The organism is Marmoricola sp. OAE513 (assembly GCF_040546585.1).
Classification (GTDB): Bacteria; Actinomycetota; Actinomycetes; order Propionibacteriales; family Nocardioidaceae; genus Marmoricola.
Genome location: NZ_JBEPOC010000001.1, coordinates 2,180,037 through 2,198,567, shown reverse-complemented (window position 1 = coordinate 2,198,567; position 18,531 = coordinate 2,180,037). Strand labels below are relative to the sequence as shown.

The 18,531-nt window shown below is 70.2% G+C and carries 18 protein-coding genes; 5 read left to right on the top strand and 13 right to left on the bottom strand.

The annotated features are described in order from the left end of the window. The 4 genes from ABIE44_RS11015 to ABIE44_RS11000 all read right to left on the bottom strand — a co-directional run bounded on the left by ABIE44_RS11015 (position 1) and on the right by ABIE44_RS11000 (position 5,508). Complete coding sequence (locus ABIE44_RS11015) at positions 1 to 519, bottom strand: hypothetical protein (RefSeq protein WP_209718153.1); 519 nt, start codon at positions 517 to 519, stop codon at positions 1 to 3. Between the two features lie 26 nt (positions 520 to 545). Continuing rightward, entirely contained in the window at positions 546 to 1,859 is a 1,314-nt protein-coding gene (locus tag ABIE44_RS11010) for an MFS transporter (RefSeq protein WP_354438007.1), read from the bottom strand. Between the two features lie 48 nt (positions 1,860 to 1,907). Then, on the bottom strand, positions 1,908 to 4,157 hold the full coding sequence (locus tag ABIE44_RS11005; protein WP_354438006.1) for an ATP-binding protein: 2,250 nt from the start codon (positions 4,155 to 4,157) through the stop codon (positions 1,908 to 1,910). Between the two features lie 94 nt (positions 4,158 to 4,251). Next, on the bottom strand, positions 4,252 to 5,508 hold the full coding sequence (locus ABIE44_RS11000) for a hypothetical protein (protein ID WP_209718156.1): 1,257 nt from the start codon (positions 5,506 to 5,508) through the stop codon (positions 4,252 to 4,254). 108 nt (positions 5,509 to 5,616) lie between these two features. On the opposite strand from ABIE44_RS11000, the gene ABIE44_RS10995 reads away from it, so the two are divergent. Next, a complete protein-coding gene (locus tag ABIE44_RS10995) occupies positions 5,617 to 6,240 on the top strand; it encodes an HIT family protein (protein WP_209718160.1) in 624 nt (207 codons plus the stop codon). Between the two features lie 11 nt (positions 6,241 to 6,251). On the opposite strand, the gene ABIE44_RS10990 is transcribed toward ABIE44_RS10995, so the two are convergent. Continuing rightward, positions 6,252 to 7,370 carry an Rv3169 family protein gene (locus ABIE44_RS10990; protein WP_209718162.1) on the bottom strand — a complete coding sequence of 373 codons (1,119 nt, stop codon included), beginning with the start codon at positions 7,368 to 7,370 and terminating at the stop codon, positions 6,252 to 6,254. After that, positions 7,367 to 8,521 carry a phosphotransferase family protein gene (locus ABIE44_RS10985; RefSeq protein WP_209718166.1) on the bottom strand — a complete coding sequence of 385 codons (1,155 nt, stop codon included), beginning with the start codon at positions 8,519 to 8,521 and terminating at the stop codon, positions 7,367 to 7,369. The genes ABIE44_RS10990 and ABIE44_RS10985 overlap by 4 nt, the downstream gene beginning before the upstream one ends. A gap of 110 nt (positions 8,522 to 8,631) precedes the next feature. Here ABIE44_RS10985 and ABIE44_RS10980 point away from each other — a divergent pair, with 110 nt between their 5' ends. Together ABIE44_RS10980 and ABIE44_RS10975 are read left to right on the top strand one after the other, a co-directional pair. Further along, positions 8,632 to 9,285, top strand: coding sequence for a TetR/AcrR family transcriptional regulator (locus ABIE44_RS10980; protein WP_209718169.1), 654 nt, complete (start codon positions 8,632 to 8,634; stop codon positions 9,283 to 9,285). Positions 9,286 to 9,331: 46 nt separating this feature from the next. After that, positions 9,332 to 10,357 (top strand): sulfotransferase family protein, encoded by a 1,026-nt coding sequence (locus ABIE44_RS10975; protein ID WP_354438005.1) that lies wholly within the window; start codon positions 9,332 to 9,334, stop codon positions 10,355 to 10,357. Here ABIE44_RS10975 and ABIE44_RS10970 read toward each other — a convergent pair. Both ABIE44_RS10970 and ABIE44_RS10965 read right to left on the bottom strand, forming a co-directional pair. After that, positions 10,330 to 11,106, bottom strand: a complete 777-nt coding sequence (locus ABIE44_RS10970; protein ID WP_354438004.1) for a hypothetical protein — start codon at positions 11,104 to 11,106, stop codon at positions 10,330 to 10,332. The genes ABIE44_RS10975 and ABIE44_RS10970 overlap by 28 nt on opposite strands. Further along, complete coding sequence (locus tag ABIE44_RS10965; protein ID WP_354438003.1) at positions 11,085 to 11,216, bottom strand: hypothetical protein; 132 nt, start codon at positions 11,214 to 11,216, stop codon at positions 11,085 to 11,087. Before ABIE44_RS10965 ends, ABIE44_RS10970 begins: the two co-directional genes overlap by 22 nt. A gap of 72 nt (positions 11,217 to 11,288) precedes the next feature. Between ABIE44_RS10965 and ABIE44_RS10960 the strand changes: the two genes are divergently transcribed. Next, positions 11,289 to 11,975 (top strand): sulfotransferase, encoded by a 687-nt coding sequence (locus ABIE44_RS10960; RefSeq protein ID WP_209718176.1) that lies wholly within the window; start codon positions 11,289 to 11,291, stop codon positions 11,973 to 11,975. 6 nt (positions 11,976 to 11,981) lie between these two features. On the opposite strand, the gene purB is transcribed toward ABIE44_RS10960, so the two are convergent. The 3 genes from purB to ABIE44_RS10945 all read right to left on the bottom strand — a co-directional run bounded on the left by purB (position 11,982) and on the right by ABIE44_RS10945 (position 15,674). Next, on the bottom strand, positions 11,982 to 13,412 hold the full coding sequence (purB, locus tag ABIE44_RS10955) for an adenylosuccinate lyase (RefSeq protein WP_209718179.1): 1,431 nt from the start codon (positions 13,410 to 13,412) through the stop codon (positions 11,982 to 11,984). Then, positions 13,409 to 14,665: a phosphoribosylamine--glycine ligase gene (gene purD, locus ABIE44_RS10950; RefSeq protein WP_354438002.1), complete on the bottom strand. Its 1,257-nt coding sequence runs from the start codon at positions 14,663 to 14,665 to the stop codon at positions 13,409 to 13,411. Before purD ends, purB begins: the two co-directional genes overlap by 4 nt. Before the next feature lie 121 nt (positions 14,666 to 14,786). After that, positions 14,787 to 15,674 carry an alpha/beta hydrolase gene (locus tag ABIE44_RS10945; RefSeq protein ID WP_209718185.1) on the bottom strand — a complete coding sequence of 296 codons (888 nt, stop codon included), beginning with the start codon at positions 15,672 to 15,674 and terminating at the stop codon, positions 14,787 to 14,789. Positions 15,675 to 15,783: 109 nt separating this feature from the next. Here ABIE44_RS10945 and ABIE44_RS10940 point away from each other — a divergent pair, with 109 nt between their 5' ends. After that, a complete protein-coding gene (locus ABIE44_RS10940) occupies positions 15,784 to 16,341 on the top strand; it encodes a TetR/AcrR family transcriptional regulator (RefSeq protein WP_209718188.1) in 558 nt (185 codons plus the stop codon). Positions 16,342 to 16,351: 10 nt separating this feature from the next. Here the strand turns inward: ABIE44_RS10940 and ABIE44_RS10935 are convergent, their stop codons facing one another. Continuing rightward, entirely contained in the window at positions 16,352 to 17,188 is an 837-nt protein-coding gene (locus ABIE44_RS10935) for an SDR family oxidoreductase (protein WP_209718190.1), read from the bottom strand. Then, positions 17,185 to 18,528, bottom strand: coding sequence for a cytochrome P450 (locus ABIE44_RS10930; RefSeq protein ID WP_209718193.1), 1,344 nt, complete (start codon positions 18,526 to 18,528; stop codon positions 17,185 to 17,187). Before ABIE44_RS10930 ends, ABIE44_RS10935 begins: the two co-directional genes overlap by 4 nt. Between the last annotated feature and the right edge of the window lie 3 nt (positions 18,529 to 18,531).

The window sequence follows — 18,531 nt, the reverse complement described above, 5'->3', positions numbered from 1 at the left end:
TTACCCCGCGACCTGGCCGACCTCGTAGCCGAGACGGCAGGAGCCGTCGTCGTTCGGGCTGGTCGAGATGATCACGGCGTAGCCCGGCTTGGTGAACTGCGCCTGGTGGTTCTTGCCCTCGATGATCTCGCCGGGCTGCTTGGTGAAGCCAGCCTCGACCAGCGCCTTCTCCGCCTCAGCGAAGCACGCATCGAGGTCCTTCGAGACCTTGATCTCGAGCACCCAGCCCTTGGACCCCTCCACGCCGCTGCCCGCTCCCAGGGGGAGGCTGACCTGGCCGTCCAGCAGTGGGACCTCGTCCGGGAAGTCCGACGGGACGCCGCTCGCCGCACCACCCGGCGTGAACGGGAAGTCCGTGGGCAGTCCGCTCGGCAGCGCGGTCGCCGTCGGCGTCACGGACGACGACGCGGTGGACCCGGGCTCGGCCTTCTTCTTGTCGTCGCCGCCGCACGCAGCCGTCCCGAACAACAGGAGGACGGCGGCCAGGGCGACCAGGGCAGCACGAGCGCGACGAGACATGTGCCCGAGCGTACTGAGGCCGAGGCTTAGAGGGAGCGCGACTGCTCTCTCCACAGGTCGGGGTCGTCGCGCCGGAGCCGCTCGCGAGCGCGGCGGCGGTAGCGCCAGATCTGCACGACCCCGATCGTCCAGAGCACGTACTGGAAGCTCATCGCCCACCGGAACGCGTCCGGGGTGTAGTCGGTCGAGCTGCCCGGCGTGCGCCAGTCCAGGATCAGCCCGATCGCGATCACCAGCACCAGGCTGGCGACGAAGCCCGCCTGGTTGATGATCCCGGTGGCGCTGGCCAACCGGTGCGGCGGGTTCGAGGTCCGGGCCAGGTCGAACCCGATCACCGACGCTGGTCCGCCGATCCCGGTGATGATCACCAGGACGACCAGCAGCCAGAGCGGCGCCGGCCCGCTCCACGCGAGCACGACGGTCCAGGTCGCCATGATGGTCGCGACCACCGCGAGCACCAGCGTCGAGCGGTGCCACGGCCGGATGGTGATCAGCCAGCCGAGGAGCGGACCGGTCGCCATGATCGCCACCACCATCACGGTCAGCAGCACGCCCGCGGTCGCCTCGCTGACGCCTTCGCCCTTCACCAGGAACGGGAAGCCCCAGAGCAGCCCCAGCACCGTGGCGCTGAACTGGGTGCAGAAGTGCATCCAGAAGCCGAGCCGGGTGCCGGGGTGCTCCCAGGACTCGGCGAGGCTGCTGCGGATCGCCGTCAGGTTCATCCTCGGCCCGCGCAGGTGCTTCTCCCCCGGGGTGTCGCGCACCGTGAGAAGCAGGGCCGCGGTCATGACGATCCCGAGCGAGGCGGCCGAGAGGTACGCCTTGGTCCAGCCGATGTTGCTGAACGCCCACGTCATCGGAACCGCGGCGATGATCGCACCGAGCTGGCCGAGGACACCGGTCACCTGGACCATCACCGGGATGCGCCGAGGCGCGAACCAGGTGTTCACCAGGCGCAGCACGCAGATGAAGGTCATCGCGTCGCCGATGCCGACGAACACCCGCGCCACCAACGCGAGCGGATAGGTGTCGGCGAAGGCGAAGCCGGTCTGCGCCAGGGTCAGCGTGACAGCACCGGTGGCGAGCACCGCCCGCGGCCCGAAGCGGTCGACCAGCAGCCCGACCGGGATCTGCATGCCGGCGTACACGAGCAGCTGCAGCATCGTGAACGACGCCAGCTGCGCAGCGGAGATGTCGAACCGCTCGGTGGCGGCGAGACCGGCGACCGCCAGGGAGGAGCGGTGGAACACCGCCAGCATGTACACGCCGAGCGCCACGGCCCACACGGTGTACGCCGTCCGCGCCGGGGCAGCGGCAGGGTGACCCGGGGACGTCGACACCGGTCCATGGTCGCAGTCCCCCGACTACCCGCGCGCACGGGTGCTGGCTCAGTCGGCGTGAGGCTGCGACGCCTGCTGGCCGACGAACCAGACGGCGATCTGGGAGCGAGACCGGAAGTCGAGCTTGCGCAGGATGCTCTGCACGTGGCCCTGCGCGGTGCGCTCGGACAGGAAGAGCGCCTCGGCGATGTCGCGGTTGCTCATCCCCTCGGCGACCAGCGCCGCGACCTCGGTCTCGCGTCGGCTCAGCGGGCCTGACCTCGGCTTCACGGCCTGCGGCTCACGCTTGCCGAGAGCCAGGTCGACGACCTCCACGGGGTCCATCGCGAGGCCGCGCGCGTAGCCGGTCTCGTACGCCGCATCTCCCAGCACCGCACGGATCTCCGGTTCCCCGGTCGCGCGGAACGCGGCGATCCCCGGTGGTTCCGCGGGCATGTTCAGCATCCGCCAGAGCGCCTGCGCCCCGCCCAGCACGAGGACCGCGTGCTCGACGTCGAACTGGATCGCCGCCGTCCAGCCGAGGGTCTCGAGCTCCAGCACCGTGGCGAGCCGGTCCCCCAGCGACGTGGACCGGAGGAGCGCGTCACGGCAGAGGTCGACTGCTGCGTCGAGATCGCCCGACATCAGCGCCGTCAGTCCGAGAACCCACCGTGCGTACGCGTCGACGTACGACTCGCCCAGCGGCTCGGTCAGCGCCAGGCAGGTCCGGGCAAGCTCGCCGGCCTGGTCGTAGTCGGCAGCGAAGACGTGGGCGATCGCCGTGTTCAGCGTCGCCTCGAGCACGCCGGGCAGGTGACCCGCTCGCTCGAACGCCGCGCGGCTCGCCGTCATCCGGTCGACGCCCCGGGCGAAGTCCTCGGCCCAGGTCGCGACCACGCCGTCGGCGAAGAGGAAGTAGCCCTGGACGAGGTCGTCACCGCCCTCGAGGAGCTCGGAGGCCTCCCGGACCCGGTCGCTGGCGTACCCGAGGTCGAGCTGGAGGGCTCCGAACCACGCACACAGGCGGAGCGCCTTCACCTTCTCGTCCCGCTCCCCCGGGGTCAGCGCGACCGCACGCTCGATCAGGCGACGAGCCTCGCCGAGGTGACCACCGCAGACCCAGAGCGGCTCGAGGCCCCGGCACATGCGCAGGGCGACCGGCGCGGTCGATGCGTCGGAGAGGGCGTGCTCCAGCGCGAGCCGCAGGTTCGGGTGCTCGGCGCGCAACCGGTCCATCCAGACGAGCTGGTCCGGTCCGAACCAGGCGGCGTCGAGCCGGTCGACGAGATCGGCGTACCAGGCCAGGTGCCGGGCGCGCCACGGCGCGGTGCCACCCGCGACGTCGAGGCGCTCCGCGCCGTACTGGCGGATCGGCTCGAGCATCCGGAAGCGCGATCCGGTCTCGCCGACCCGGGCGACCACCGACATGTCGACCAGGGCGGCCAGCAGACCCAGGACCTCGGTCTCCTCGATGCCGGCACCCGAGCAGATGCTCTCAGCGGCTTCGAGCTCGAAGCCGCCGCTGAACACCGAGAGCCTGTTCCACAGCTCGCGCTCCTCCGGTCGGCACAGCTCGTAGCTCCAGCCGACGGACGCCGCCAGCGAACGCTGGCGCGCCGGTACGTCGCGCAGGTCGGACTGCAGCGCGTCGAACCGGTCCTCGAGCCGACCCAGCAGGGCATCGGGGCCCAGCAGCCGCACCCGGGCCGCGGCGAGCTCGATCGACAGCGGGACGCCGTCGAGACGGGCGACCAGGGCCTCGACGGCAGGAGCGTTGCTCTCGGTCAGACGGAACGCCGCCATCGCCTCGGTCGCGCGCTGCTCGTACAGGGCGGACGAGTCGGAGGGCGACATCGGTGGGACCTGGTACACGGTCTCTGCCGAGATGCCGAGGGGGATCCTGCTGGTGGCGAGCAACGTGAGGCCGGGGCAGGCACCGAGCAGCTGGGCAGCCAGCAACGCGACGGCGTCGACCAGGTGCTCGCAGTTGTCCAGGACGAGCAGACCGGGGCGGTCGGCGAAGTAGGCGGCGAGGACGGAGCCGTCCCAGTTCCCCGGGGGAACCTGCAGGTCGAGCGCACCGGCGACCAGCTCGCCCAGCAGCTCGTCGTCGACGAAGTCCGCGAGCTCGACGACCCACGACCCCGGGTAACCCGCACCCGTTGCAGCGGTCAGGCGACGCGCGATCCGCGTCTTCCCGGCGCCGCCGACTCCGGTGAGGGTCAGCACCCTTCCCGGTGCGAGCAGCCGCTCGACCTCGGCGACCTCGGCGAGGCGCCCGACCAGCGGGGCGTGGCTGCTGGACACCCGCGTACTCACGGACGAAGCGTAGTAATCCGGACCGCGGTTGTCCCGGACTTCCGGAACCCTTTCTCCGAAGGGGTCCCGGAAGTCCGGGGTCACTCCCGGTGCATCAGAGGCAGAGCACGGGGATCGGGATCAGTCCGCAGACGACCGGCAGCACCTCGCCACCGCCGACCAGCCCGGTGACGAGGCTCGTCACGGTCGAGATCAGGCTTGCGACCTGGCCCGCACCCAACGGACCCGGCAGCTCGAGCCCGCCGGCACCGGCCGTGCCGAGCTGGGCCATCACCTGCGTGATCACCGAACCGAGCAGGGCCTGTCCCGCCGTCCCGGCCATGACCTGCTGCAGCTGCGCCGGCGAGAACCGGCCGCCGAGCAGGTTGGCCAGGGTCTCCGCGCCGATGCCGTCGCTGTTGAGTCCGCCGAGCATCGCGGCGAGCTGGTCCTCGTCGAAGGACTCACTGATCCCGGGGACCAGGGCGTCGATCAGGTCGGTCAGCTGGTCGACGTCGAACGACTCACCTGCACCACCGAAGGCCGACGTCAGCAGCGTGAGCAGCGAACCGAGCTGGTCGGCACTGAGGGTGCCGAAGATGCCGGCGAAGGTGTCCCACAAGCCCGTCGGGTCGAAATCGGTCGGGATCGGGAAGTCGCCGGCCAAGCCGCTGAGCTGACCGATGACGTCCTCGATCAGGTCGGCGATGGCGTCCGGCGAGGCCTCACCACCGAGAAGGTCGGTGATCGCGTCCGGGGACAGCACACCGGTCAGCAGGGCGAGCGCGTCCACCGGGTCGAGGTCGGTGCCGCCGTTGAACCCGGCCAGCAGCGCGGCGAGCTGTGCGGGGCTGAGGTTGTCGGTGACGCCCGGCAGCAGCTGCTCGAGGAGCGCGGTGAGTCCGGTCTGGTCGAGCGTCCCGAGGTCCAGGCCGTTGCCGAGACCGAGCAGGCTGATCTTCTTTCCGATGCCCTCCGCCTTCGTGCTCGAGGTCGGCGACGCACACGCGTACCGGGCACGGTCCTTGCGGTAGGAGACGGCCTTGGTCGCGGCGTCGTACCTCGCACGCGCCTTGGCGAGGACCTTCTTGGCCTTCTTCACCTTGGCGGCCCGGTGGGACGTCGCCTTCTTGGCCTTCTTCACAGCCTTCTTGGCCTTCACGACCTTGTGCTTGGCGACCGCCTGCTGGCGCTGGGCCTGGGTCAGGGCGGTCTCGGCCGAGGAGCAGTCGGCGCTCTTCACGCCGGACGCTGCCTGGACGGCCCCCGCGGTAGAGACCACGGCGGGAGCCACGCTGAGCGCGACGGACACTGCGACCGCGCAGGCCACGACCTGGGCGCGCGCAGAGAGGGATCTGGGAATGAGGTGCATGGGATTCCTTCCTGTTCGGACACACGGTCCGGTGACACCCCGTCCGTGGGGTGCACGTAGTACTGGTGCCATCGGCTGCCGGCCCCGGGACCTGAGAAGGTGGAGGGCATGGCTGAGTCCGCAGAAGACCTGTACGCCCGCATCGTCGCCGAGCACGGGACCGAGCCCCGGCTTCCGATGACCCCGGCGCAGACCTGGGACGTCTTCCCGTGGGAGGTTCTCGACGGAGAGATGGTCCCGAAGGTCCTGCCCGCGCCGCTGGTGCGCGAGGCTCCGCGCTCCGGTGATCCCGGGGGCGAGGACTGCTCGACCTGTGCCGGCGAGAGCGGGCCGCTCGGTCCGCTGCTCTGGGAGAACGACGCCTGGACGATCCGGCCGATGCCGCGAGGTGGCCTCCCCCTCGTCCTCATGCTCGAGCCGAAGGAGCACCTCGACTACACCGACCTGTCCGACGATCAGGCCGGCGAGCTCGGTCGCCTCTCGATGTGGACGACGCGGATCATGGAACGGCTCGACGGCGTCGGACGGGTGCACGTGATGCGGATCGGCGACGGTGCCGCGCACCTGCACATCTGGCTGATCGCGCGTCCCGAGCGGTTCAGCACCATCCTCGGCTCGTTCGCGATCGAGTACGACGACATGCTTCCGAAGACGCCCGAGGACTCCTGGCTGGCCGACCAGCGGACCGTCGCGCTGAAGCTCGCTCAGCACGACGGCCGCTCGTTGGTCTGAGCGCGCGGGGACTACTTCCGGTCGTTGCTCCAGTCGATGAAGCCGCTGGGGTCGTGGCGTCCGAAGGTGCCGTGCTCGAAGAGACCGTGCCCGACCTCGCCGTCGCAGGTCGCCCGGGCGCAGTGGTCGATCACGCCGAACGGGATCATGCCCGCCAGGGCCGGGTCGGTCAGGTCGTAGGACACCCGCTCGGAGAAGTTCTCGCCCTTCCAGTGACCGTGCAGCCACTGCGGGTCGCCGCCGTACCCGCCACCCAGGTGCAGCACGACGTGCGTGCGCGGCTCGATGTCCACGACCACCGGACTGCCGTCCTGGGCGGTGCAGGTCAGCACGGCGTGGGTCGGCGTCCGGGTACCCGGCGCGTAGTCGATGTCGATCTTCGGCCAGCCGAGCTGCTCGATCCGGCCGTCCTTCCAGACCCGGGTGACGTCGTTGAGGACCCGGAAGCCGTCGGCGTGCTCCTGGATGATGATGACGATGGAGAACGTCTCGAAGCGCATCGGGACGTAGAGCCAGTAGAAGCCCTCCATGGGCGGGTCCTGCGGCCGTCCAGCCGGCTCGGCCTCGCCCACCGGACGGATGCCCCAGGAGCGGTCGCGGCTGCCCATCCAGTGCTCCGGGTCGATGGTCGTGTCGACCCCGTCGACCGACAGGGTTCCTGACCACGAGCCGAGCTGGGCGAAACGCTGGGCGTCCAGCGTCGGACGGACGTCGGACCCGAGCATCAGGTGCGGCATCTCCTGGACGACCGGGTACGAGCCGTCCCAGGTCAGGTCCATCGCCATGCCCTCGGTCTCCTCGAGGACGATCCGGATCTTCTGCAGCGGTTCGACCACCTCGAGGGCGTACCTGCCGACGCGCTGGTCGAGACGGTTCTGGTCGATCGCGTCGGAGAGGTGCACGGCCGTCTGGGTGTTGCCGCTGCGCAGCAGCACGTAGGCGTCCTTCACCCCGAGGTTCGGGTAGTAGCCGAGACCGGTGACCAGCATCTTGCGGTCCGGGCCGGCGTCCTCGCTGGTGTCCATCGCGTTGAAGTAGCAGCGGTCGTAGAAGTTCCGGTCGCTGCTGGTCACCCGGGTGATCGGCAGCGGGGCCTGGTGAATCGGGTACTCGTCGAGCGGGCCGATCATGCGGTCGCTCCTTCCTGGGCGTCGTTGAGGAGCGACCGCATCAGCGGCGCGTGGTGGAAGAGCGAGTCGACGTCCTCGGGCAGGCCGTCGAGCTCACCGAAGTGCACCTGGCGGGCGCCGGTGCGCATGAAGACGCAGCCCCAGATCACCGCGGAGTAGATCTCGAACCAGCGCAGGTCGCCGACCTCGACGCCAGTGGCCTCGGCGTAGGTCGCGGCGACGTCCTCGGCGCGCAGCACGTCCGGCAGGCCCGGCATCTCGAACACGTCGGTGATCGACTGGAACACCTTGTGGGCGAAGACGATCCAGCCGAGATCGAGCTCGCGTGGACCGATCCCGGCCATCTCCCAGTCCAGGATCGCAACCGGCTCGAAGTCGACGTACAGGGCGTTGCCGATCCGGGCGTCACCCCACGACAGCACCACGTTGTCGGGGTTGTCAGCCGCGGGCCAGTTGGCCTCGAGCCAGGCGAGCGCCTCGTCGATCAGCGGCGAGGGCTTGAGCTCGGCGGCGGCCCAGCGGTACCAGCTGCGCAGCTTCTCGAAGAGCCGGCGCAGCTCGGTGTCACCCGCGTAGTCCTGCACGTCGAGGAAGCCGAAGGTGGTGCGCGCGTCCGGGATCGAGTGCAGGGCAGCGATCTGCTTGACCGTGCTGTCCTGCAGCCGGCGCCGGTCTTCCGCCGGGGCGTCGAAGAACCAGTTGTCGCCGAAGGTGTAGGGCATCACGTCCGGCGGCACGATGCCGTCGATGCGCTCCATGAAGAAGAACGGCTGGCCGAGCACGTCGCCGGTCGGCTCGAGCCAGCGCGGCGTCGGCACCGGGACGTCGGAGAGCTCGTCGACCAGGCGGATCGCCTCGTACTGGTGGTCGAGCCGGTAGACCTGGAAGACGGGGACGTCCTCGGGAGCCGGGGCCATCCGCATGACGAACGGGTGCGAGGTGCGTTCACCGTTCTCGGTCCAGGTGATGTCGGCGAGGATCGTCTCGCTCGACATGCCGTTCGCGTCGGAGGCACCGGACAGGGCGACCTCGGGGTCGGCGCCTTCGGGGAGCTGTCCGGCGATCCACGGCGTCAGCGTCGCCGCCATGGCGTCCTGGTCGCGACTGCTGCGGGTGAGGTGCATGTCTGCGGGTGGCTGCTCGTTGGTCATCCGGCTACAGAACTAGAACGCGTTCTTGCCTGTCAAGAGTTCCGACGGTATTTTCTGACGGTCTTCACTATTTATGTCTCAACTGAGCCCGACGACCGGAGGAGCCGCGGATGAGCGGTCAGACGAAGCGTGGTCGCGGGCGCCCGCAGCAGATCTCGCGCGACCAGATCGTCACGGCTGCGCTCGAGCTCGGTACCGAGGACCTCAAGATGAGCGACGTCGCCCGCGCACTCGACGTCGGCCCGGCGGCCCTCTACAACCACGTCCGTGATCGCGACGAGCTGCTCGCCCTGATGGCGGCGCGGATCATGGAGGAGACCGAGTACGACGACTTCGAGCCCGGGCCCGAGGCCACCTGGCAGGACTGGATCACGGCCTTCGCGGAAGCCGTCCGGTCCGCGGTGCTGGCCCACCCGCAGCTGCTCCAGTACGTCCGCGTCACCAGCCCGCCGACGAGTCTGCGCCTGGACCGGATCGAGCACCTCGCCGCCGCGATGGAGGGCGCCGGCTTCAGCACCCAGGACATCCAGCACGGCGTCCAGCTCGTCTACACCCTCGTGCTCGGCGAGGCCTGGCAACGCACTCTGGCAGGCGGGGGCGAGGACCCGCAGTTCGCCGAATTCGGCCGTGGCGTGCGTGACCGGCCCGGCGACCTCCCCCACCTGGAGGCGATGATCGCCGCCCTGCCCGATCCCGACCTGCAGTTCGGGTTCGCCCTCGAGTGCCTGATCGGAGGTCTGGAGCGGAGGCGCGCCGAAACGTAAAAGACGGGTGTCTTTAGCGACCCACATGACTTACCGGAGGTTGCCCGTGCCTCGCCCCGCTCAGCCCGACTTCCTCGTCATCGGCGCACCCAAGGCCGGGACCACCGCGCTGCACACCGAGCTCGCTCAGCACCCCCAGGTGTTCACCTCGGTGCCCAAGGAGCCCAAGTACTGGCTCTGCGACGATGCGCCGCCGCCGGCATGGTGCGGCCCTGGCGACGCACACTTCCAGCAGGAGTGGATCTGGCGCCGGTCGGACTACAAGCAGCTGTTCGCGACAGCCGACCCGGGTCAGGTCCGCGGCGAGAGCACCCCCTTCTACCTGTGGAGCCGGGGCGCCCACCGACGCATCGCCGAGGCCCTCCCCGAGGTGAAGCTGATCGCCGTGGTGCGCGACCCGATCGACCGGGCCTACAGCAACTGGATGCACCTGTGGTCCGACGGGCTCGAACCCGAGGCCGACTTCGTGACCGCCTTCCAGAAGCAGGACGCGCGGGTCGCCGCCGGCTGGGCCCCGTTCTGGCGCTACCGCGACCTGGGCCTGTACGGCGAGCAGCTCGCCCACCTGCGCGACCACGTGGACCCCGACCGGATCCTGGTCGTGCGCTACCGCGACATCGTCGACGAGCCGCAGGCGACGCTGAACCTCGCGTGCGACTTCCTCGGGATCGGCACCGGCGTGGTCGGGGCGATCCCCGCCGACAACCACCGCACCTACGTCGAGCCGGGGCTGCGGTCCTCGCTCCTGGGGCCTGTGGTCCGCGCCGGCGCCGCGCTGGGCGCCTTCGCCCCGCCGGAGGTCTGGCGGAAAGCCAGCGTCCCGCTCATCAGCCTGCTTGCCGGGCCCCACGAAGCACACCGCCCGCGCCTCACCCCCGAGCAGCGCAGCGCTCTGCCGCCGACCTTCACCGAGGACATCGAGCTGCTCTCCCGGCTGGTCGACCAGGACTTCAGCGCGTGGCTCGACGTGACCAGCCGCGGTTCCTTCCTCCAGCGCCAGAAGGCGGCCCAGAAAGCGGCCCAGAAAGCGGCCCAGAAGGACCCTCAGCCGACCGAGGTCACCAGGTCGTGAGCCCCGTCGGGGCGGGCCGCCTCGAAGTAGAAGCGAGTACTCCCGTCGGGCAGCGGCACCGCAGCGGCGTACCGCAGCGCGCCCTCGCCGTGCGGTGATCCGAGCGGCGCCCGGTCCTCGGGCACGAGCCGGTCGCCGTTCCAGACAGCGACGCCCGTCTTCTCGTACCAGTTCGACGCCGCGTCGGGGCGGCCGTCGTACAGGACCGTCAGGGGAGAGTCACCGATCACGCAGGTGACCCGGGCGCCACGCTCGTCCCACGCACCGGGATGCCCCGCGAGCACCTCGCCGTGGTCGGTCCAGGCGAGGCCGTCAGGACTGGTCAGGCGACGGCTGGTCATCCGGTCCTCGTGCCCGGGGACGTCGAGCGGGTGGCAGCACAGCCACATCTCCCAGCCGCCCTCGATCGGCCGGATCACCGGGTCCTTGACCGCGGTGGACGCATCGCCGGCGAGCACCAGCGCGCGCTCGCCCTCCGCCAGCTCCGCAGGCGTAGCGGCCGTGAGGCTGTCGACCCACCAGTGCTTGGAGTGCGGGGTCGCGCAGGACAGGTAGAGGCGCCAGCCCACGCCGGGGACCGGGATCAGCACCGGACGCTCGAACGACTCCGCGCCGAAGTCCTCACGACGGATCTGGACGACCTCCTCGAAGGAGATGCCGTCCTCCGAGCGCGCGACGTGCACCCCCACACCGCGGCCGTCGGTGAGCGGCCGGCGCTCGCGCCACGTCAGCCAGAAGACACCGTCCACCAGCACGCCGAGGCCGCGCCGGCCCAGTTGCCCAGCCCCGACCCCGGAGCCGGCACGACCACGGTCGCGTCGTCGAAGGAGGGCAGCGGTAGGTGATCGATCAGTGCCATGGACTCAGCCTAGTCAGCACGATTGAGCAGGTATCTTTATCGGGTCACATGACTTTTACTGAAGGTACGCCCATGCCACGCCCCGCCCAGCCGGACTTCCTCATCATCGGCGCCCCGTACGCCGGCACCGCCGCGCTGCTCGAAGCCCTCTCCCAGCACCCCCAGGTGTTCACCTCGGCCCCGATCGAGGACCCGGCGTGGACCTGGAGCGGGCACGAGGCGTTCACCGGCACGGAGGCCGGTCAGGTACGCGGCGGCAGCGCGCCGTTCACGCTGTGGAACCACGCCGCCCACCGCGACATCGCCGCGACGCTGCCCGAGGTCAAGCTGATCTCGATCGTGCGCGACCCGGTCGACCGGGCCTTCAGCAACTGGAGCGCCCTGCGTGCGAGCGGCGAGGAGCACGAGGCCGACTTCCTCCGGGCGCTCGATCTAGAGGACGAGCGCGAGGCGAAGTTCCGGTACCGCGAGCTCGGCCAGTACGCCGACCAGCTCAGCCATCTCTACGAGCACGTCGACCCGAAGCGCACGATGATCCTGCGCTACGTGGACCTGGTCGAGGAGCCGGAGATCGCGGTCGACCGGATCTGCGACTTCCTCGGCGTCGACACCGGACTCATCGGCTCCTACCCCGCCGACACCAACCCGGGCGGAAGCCCCAGCGCCGAGCAGCGCGCCGCCGTGCTGCCGCTGTTCGCCGAGGGCGTCGAGAAGCTGCGCCGGGTCACCGGGCAGGACTTCGGCGACTGGCTCGTCTGAGCCGACCTACAGGATCGCGCCTGGTGCGTACGCCGCGGCGTCGGGATCGGCCTTCACGATCTCCTCGACCCGGCGTACGACGGCCTGCACCTGGTCGACCGCGGCACCGGTGAACTCGATCGGGTCGGCGACGAGCGCCGCGATCTGGTCACGGGTCAGGCCGAGACGGGTGTCCGCGGCGAGCCGGTCGAAGAGGTCGTTCTTGTCCAGGCCCTGGCGCATCTCCAACGCGACGCCGACGGCGTGCTCCTTGATCGCCTCGTGCGCCTCCTCACGACCGACGCCGTTGCGCACCGCGGTCATCAGCACCTTGGTGCTGGTGAGGAACGGCAGGTAGCGGTCGAGCTCGCGCTGGATCACGGCCGGGAACGCACCGAACTCGTCGAGCACGGTGAGGAAGGTCTGGAACAGGCCGTCGGTGGCGAAGAACGCGTCGGGCAGCGCGACCCGGCGCACCACCGAGCAGGACACGTCGCCCTCGTTCCACTGGTCGCCGGCGAGCTCGCCGACCATCGACAGCTGACCGCGCAGGATGACCGCGAGTCCGTTGACCCGCTCGCACGAACGGGTGTTCATCTTGTGCGGCATCGCCGAGGAGCCGACCTGGCCTTCCTTGAACCCCTCGGTGACCAGCTCGATGCCGGCCATCAGCCGGATGGTCGTCGCGAGGTTCGACGGGCCTGCGACGATCTGCACCAGGGCGGAGACGACGTCGAAGTCCAGCGAACGAGGGTAGACCTGCCCGACGCTGGTGAGGACCGCGTCGAAACCGAGGTGACCGGCGACCCGCTCCTCGAGCGCCGCGAGCTTGGTCGCGTCGCCGTCGAGCAGGTCGAGCATGTCCTGGGAGGTGCCCATCGGGCCCTTGATACCGCGCAGCGGGTAGCGGCCCACGAGGTCGTCCAGGCGCGAGAGACCGACGAGCATCTCGTCGGCGACCGTCGCGAACCGCTTGCCCAGCGTGGTCGCCTGGGCGGCTACGTTGTGCGAACGGCCGGCCATGACGAGGGACTCGTGCTCGGTCGCGAGCCTGCCGAGGCGTGCCAGCGTGGCCACCACGCGCTGGCGGACGAGCCTGAGGGAGGAGAGGATCTGCAGCTGCTCGACGTTCTCGGTGAGGTCGCGCGAGGTCATCCCCTTGTGGATGTGCTCGTGACCGGCGAGCGCGCAGAACTCCTCGATGCGCGCCTTCACGTCGTGGCGGGTGATCCGCTCGCGCGCGGCGATCGAGTCGAGGTCCACCTGGTCGACGACAGCCTCGTAAGCCTCGACGACCCCGTCGGGGACGTCGATGCCGAGGTCCTTCTGCGCCTTCAGCACAGCGATCCAGAGCTGGCGCTCCAGGACGATCTTGTGCTCGGGCGACCAGATCGCGGCCAGATCGGCGGCGGCGTACCGGGTGGCCAGGACGTTCGGAACTGCGTTGGACCCGCTCATACCTTGATCTCCCCTGCTGCCGCCTTCGCGGCGATGTCGGTGCGGAACTGCGCACCGTCGAACTCGATCGCCCCGACACCCGCGTAGGCCTTGGCCCGGGCGTCGTCGAGGTCCTTGCCCACGGCAGTGACCGCCAGGACACGGCCACCAGCGGTGACCAGGTTGCCGTCGACCAGCGCGGTACCGGCGTGGATCACGTCGCACTCTGCCGGCCTCTGGGCAGCGTCGGTCCCGAGGATGACGTCGCCGTTGCGGGAGGACTCCGGGTAACCGGCGCTGGCCATCACGACGGCCAGGGCCGAGCCGGACTTCCAGCGCGGCGGCTCGGTCACGTGCAGCTCGCCGTCGGCAGCAGCCTTGAGCAGGACGCCGAGCGGCGAGTCGAGCAGCGCCATCAGCGGCTGGGTCTCGGGGTCGCCGAAGCGGGCGTTGAACTCGATCACCTTCACGCCGCGCTTGGTCAGCGCGAGTCCGGCGTACAGAAGGCCGGAGAAGATGGTGCCGCGACGGGCGAGCTCGTCGACGGTCGGCTGCAGGACACGTTCGAGGACCTCCTCGACGAGGCCCTCGGGAGCCCATGGCAGGGGCGTGTACGCACCCATGCCCCCGGTGTTGGGCCCCTCGTCGTCGTTGAAGATGCGTTTGAAGTCCTGGGCCGGCTGCAGCGGGAAGACCGTGCTGCCGTCCGTGATCGCGAACAGGGAGACCTCGGGGCCGTCGAGGAACTCCTCGATCACGACCCGGTCGCACTGCAGGGCGTGCGCGAGCGCCTCGGCGCGGTCATCGGTGACCACCACGCCCTTGCCGGCAGCGAGACCGTCGTCCTTGACGACGTACGGCGCTCCGAACGCGTCGAGCGCTTCCTCGATCTCGGCCTGGGTGGAGCAGACGTAGGCGAGCGCGGTCGGCACCTCGGCGGCGGCCATCACGTCCTTCGCGAAGGCCTTCGACCCCTCGAGCTGGGCCGCCTCCGCGGACGGGCCGAAGCAGGAGATCCCGCGCTCGCGGACGGCGTCGGCGACACCGGCAACCAGAGGCGCTTCCGGTCCGACCACGACGAGGTCCACGCCGAGGCGCTCGGCGAGGTCGGCGACCTCGACAGGGTTCAGCTGGTCCACCGGGTGCAGGGTGGCGACGTCGGCGATGCCGGGGTTCCCGGGCGCGGCGTGGACCTCGGTCACCGAGGGGTCCCGCGACAGGGCCAGGGCGAGGGCGTGCTCGCGGCCACCGGTACCGATCACGAGTGTCTTCACGCGGCCTAACCCTATCTGCCGCGGCACCGCTGCCCCGAACCCCGACCAGTAACGGATAGTCCCCACCGAGAAGCACCTGTCCGACGACGGATCAGGTGCTTTTCGGTGGGGACTACCGGGCTCAAGCGGTGACGCCCTGCTTGGTGAGGAACTCCAGCGCGGCATCGGCGACGAGCCGCCAGCTGCTGTCGATGATCAGCGAGTGGCCTACGCCGGGGATCTCGACGAACTCGGTGGCCGCAGCGGCGTTCTTGGCCTGCTTCTTGTAGGCCGCGTTCGCCATCGCGAAGGGGACGATGTTGTCGTTCTCCCCCGAGACCACGAGCATCGGGCCACGGTCCACGTTCTTCTTCGCGGCCTTGGTCTTGGCCCAGGGGTTGAAGTTGGCCGTCGCCGCCTGGAACAGCGGGCGTCCCGGCGCCGGGGTGTGCGCGGTCTCGTAGAGGTGACGTGCCTCCTCCTCGGAGACGGCGTTGGCGAAGCCGAACCGGAACTCGTCGAACGTCAGGGTGACGGTCCTGCCGTAGTTCAGCGGGTTGCCCAGCACGGGGAAGGCCGCCTTGAGTGCGGAGAACGGCAGCGGCAGCACGCCCTGGCTGGGGGCCGGGTCGATGGTGATCGTCGCGGCGGCGATCCCGCGGCCGGCGATGATCTGCACCAGCAGGCCACCGAAGCTGTGGCCGATCACGACCGGCTTCTCGTCCAGCCCGGCGATGACCTCGGCGATGTGGTCGGCGACGTCGGGGACCGAGGTGCCGGCGAGCGAGTCGGCGTTCGCGTGGGCCTCGGCGAAGGAGCCCTGGTCGGCGGGCCAGTCGACGGCGACGGTGCTGTAGCCCGCTGCCTCGAAGTACTCGCGCCAGGCGTTCCAGCTCTCGGCCAGCAGCCACAGGCCGTGGACGAAGACGACCGGCTGCTTGCCGGACGCGTTGGCGGCGGCGACCTCGGCGGCCTCGCGGGCGGAGATGGTGGCGACGGTTCCCTGGGTGTTGTTGGTGTTCGCGTTCATGGCCTTGCTCCTTGTCGGTTGTGTTCATTTCTTGTGTAGAAAGAACGTTCGTTCTACTATAGACATTCCCGGGCCCCCTCCGTCAAGCCCCCGTCGATAGGATTCGTCAGTGACGCCGACCACATCACCGCGAGACCGCCTCCTGGAGACGGCCGCCGGGCTCTTCTACGCCGAAGGCATCAAGGGCGTAGGAGTGGACCGGATCCTCGCCGAGGCCGAGACCACCCGGGCGACCATGTACCGGCACTTCCCCGGCAAGGAGGCGCTGGTCGCGGCGTACCTGCAGCGCGAGGACGCGATCATCCGCGGCTACTTCGAGGCGGCAGGCGCAGCGGGCGGTACGCCGGCCGAGCTGGTCGGCCGGGTCATCGACGGCATCGCCGACGACGCGCAGCGCTACCACCGCCGTGGTTGCCCGTTCATCAACGCCGCTGCGGAGTACCCGGACGCGGACGGCGAGATCCGCAGCATCATCGAGCAGCACCGGACGTGGTTCCGCGAGACCCTCACGGCCGTGCTCACCGCTGCCGAGGTGGCCCACCCGATCGAGATCGCTGGGTCGCTCGTGCTGCTGCGCGACGCGGCGCTGGTCGGGGTCTACCTGGACGGCGACGCGGTCGCCGAGACGTTCCGTCGTACGGCGCGGGCCGTGGTGGGACTCGGCTAGCCCCCGCGGATCAGCCCCGTCGGATCCGCTCCTCGTAAGCCGCCCGTGCCGACTGGTCGGCGTCGGCGAGCACGCTGTCGGCCTTCATCAGGCGAGCCATGCCCTCCTTGAGCCGGCGCGGCATCAGGTTCGCAGACTTCACGATGGTCTGGCTGTAGCGCGGCACCCAGGTCTCGGCCTTGGGCTTGCGGATCGTTGCCTCGATGACCTCGGCGACGTCGTCGGCGGTCACGGGCTTCACCCCGCGTGCGGCAGGCACGCCGGACGCGAGCTCGGTCAGGACGACGGTCGGCAGCACCAGGCTGACATCGATCCCTTGCGGGCCGAGCTCCGCCCTGGTCGCCTCGGAGAACCCGACGACGGCGAACTTCGACGCGGAGTAGGTCGCCCCGTTGGGGACGGCCACCCGACCGACCGCTGAGGCGACGTTGACGATGTGACCCCGCCCGCGGTCCGCCATGCCGGGCCCGACTGCTTTGGTGCCGTTGATGACGCCGTGCACGTTGACGTCGATGATCGCGTCGGTGATCGCGGCGTCCTCCTTGAGCAGCGATCCCAGGGGCATGATGCCCGCGTTGTTGACCAGCACGTCGACCGGGCCGACCTCGGCGACCTCGGCGAGGAACGTGGACCACGACGCCGCATCGGTGACGTCCAGCCGAGCGGAGAGGACCGTCGCGCCGGTACGCCCTGCGACCTCGCGCGCGGCACTCGCGGCCAGATCGGCGTCCAGGTCTCCGATCGCGACGCGCGCGCCGGACCGGGCGAGACGCTCCACGGTGGCGAGACCGATGCCTCGAGCCCCTCCGGTCACGACGATGGAAAGTCCTGCGATCTCGGTCTTCATGCGTGTGTCCTCAGGTCGGTGTTCAAGGGAACGAGGTCGACGGGTTGTCCGTCGTTCGGGAACGGGAGCGAGTAGTAGTTCAGGGGCGCGACGTACGACGGGGAGACGGTCCACTCGAAGCGACGCAGCAGGTGGTGCAGGATCAGCTTCACCTCGGCACCGGCGAAGAACATGCCGAGGCACTTGTGCACGCCGCCCCCGAACGGCTCCCAGGCGTGCCGGTGCACCTTGTCCTCGCGGCGGTGCTCGGCGAAGCGCTCCGGGTCGAAGCGCTCCGGGTCGGGCCAGAGCTCGGGCTGGTGGTGCTGCAGGTGCACCATCACCGCCGTGAGCCGGCCCGCCGGGATCGGCTCGCCCAGGACCTCGGTGTCCTTCACCGTCTTCCGGGCGAGCACCGGGACCGGCGGAAGCAGCCGCAGGCACTCCTTCATCACCAGGTCGAAGCTGGGGAGCGCGTCGAGCTCGTCGAGCGTCGGGTTGTCCCCGAGGTGCGCCGCCTCCTCCCGCAGGCGCTGCTGCCACTCCGGGTGCTGACCCAGGTACTGCATCGCCGTGGACGTGGTGATCGTCGAGGTGTCGTGCGCGGCCATCAGCAGGAAGATCATGTGGTTGACGACGTCCGCGTCGCTGTAGGCGTCGCCGTCCTCGGACAGGTGGCAGAGCACCGAGAACAGGTCGTCGCCCTCGGCCGCGCGCTTGGCAGGCAGGTGCCGGCCGAGGAACTCCTCCAGCAGCCGCCGCCCGCGCAGCCCCCTCCCCCAGCGGGTGAAGGGGACCGCGACCGGCAGGCGGACGAAGGCCGTCGCCGCCTGGACGCAGTCGATGAAGGCACGGTTGACCCGGTCGAGCTCGCCGGGGTCGGTCAGCTCGACGCCCCCCATGAAGACCTGGGTGGCGAGGTCCAGGGTGAGGTCCTTCAGCGCCGGGTAGGCCCGGAACCCGGGCTCGGGCTCCCAGGCGTCGAGGCCGGCGGCGACAGCTGGACCGAGAGCCGCCGTGTACGTCGAGAGCCGGTCGCGGGTGAACGCCTCCTGCATCAGCCGTCGGTGCCGGTGGTGCTCCTCGAAGTCCAGGAGCATCAGCCCGCCGTCGAAGAACGGCCCGACGAGCTCACCCCACCCGGGCTTGTTGGCGAACGCCTTGTCGGGGTTCCGCAGGGCTTCGCCGCAGGCGTCCGGACCGAGCAGCACGGTCCAACGCTTGCCGATGAAGTACATGTGCGAGACCGGACCGAAGCGCTCGTAGTGGTCGCTCATCATCGCGAGCGGGTCCTTGATGTAGGCGAGGGTCCCGCCCAGGAACGGGAGGCGCCGGCGACGCGGAACAGATCTGACAGACATTCC

Coding starts and splice junctions, on each gene's coding strand:
- ABIE44_RS11015 (WP_209718153.1), bottom strand. CDS start 519: ATGTCTCGTCGCGCTCGTGCTGCCCTGGTCGCCCTGGCCGCCGTCCTC.
- ABIE44_RS11000 (WP_209718156.1), bottom strand. CDS start 5,508: ATGCACCTCATTCCCAGATCCCTCTCTGCGCGCGCCCAGGTCGTGGCC.
- ABIE44_RS10995 (WP_209718160.1), top strand. CDS start 5,617: ATGGCTGAGTCCGCAGAAGACCTGTACGCCCGCATCGTCGCCGAGCAC.
- ABIE44_RS10990 (WP_209718162.1), bottom strand. CDS start 7,370: ATGATCGGCCCGCTCGACGAGTACCCGATTCACCAGGCCCCGCTGCCG.
- ABIE44_RS10985 (WP_209718166.1), bottom strand. CDS start 8,521: ATGACCAACGAGCAGCCACCCGCAGACATGCACCTCACCCGCAGCAGT.
- ABIE44_RS10980 (WP_209718169.1), top strand. CDS start 8,632: ATGAGCGGTCAGACGAAGCGTGGTCGCGGGCGCCCGCAGCAGATCTCG.
- ABIE44_RS10965 (WP_354438003.1), bottom strand. CDS start 11,216: ATGGCACTGATCGATCACCTACCGCTGCCCTCCTTCGACGACGCGACC.
- ABIE44_RS10960 (WP_209718176.1), top strand. CDS start 11,289: ATGCCACGCCCCGCCCAGCCGGACTTCCTCATCATCGGCGCCCCGTAC.
- purB (WP_209718179.1), bottom strand. CDS start 13,412: ATGAGCGGGTCCAACGCAGTTCCGAACGTCCTGGCCACCCGGTACGCC.
- ABIE44_RS10945 (WP_209718185.1), bottom strand. CDS start 15,674: ATGAACGCGAACACCAACAACACCCAGGGAACCGTCGCCACCATCTCC.
- ABIE44_RS10935 (WP_209718190.1), bottom strand. CDS start 17,188: ATGAAGACCGAGATCGCAGGACTTTCCATCGTCGTGACCGGAGGGGCT.
- ABIE44_RS10930 (WP_209718193.1), bottom strand. CDS start 18,528: ATGTCTGTCAGATCTGTTCCGCGTCGCCGGCGCCTCCCGTTCCTGGGC.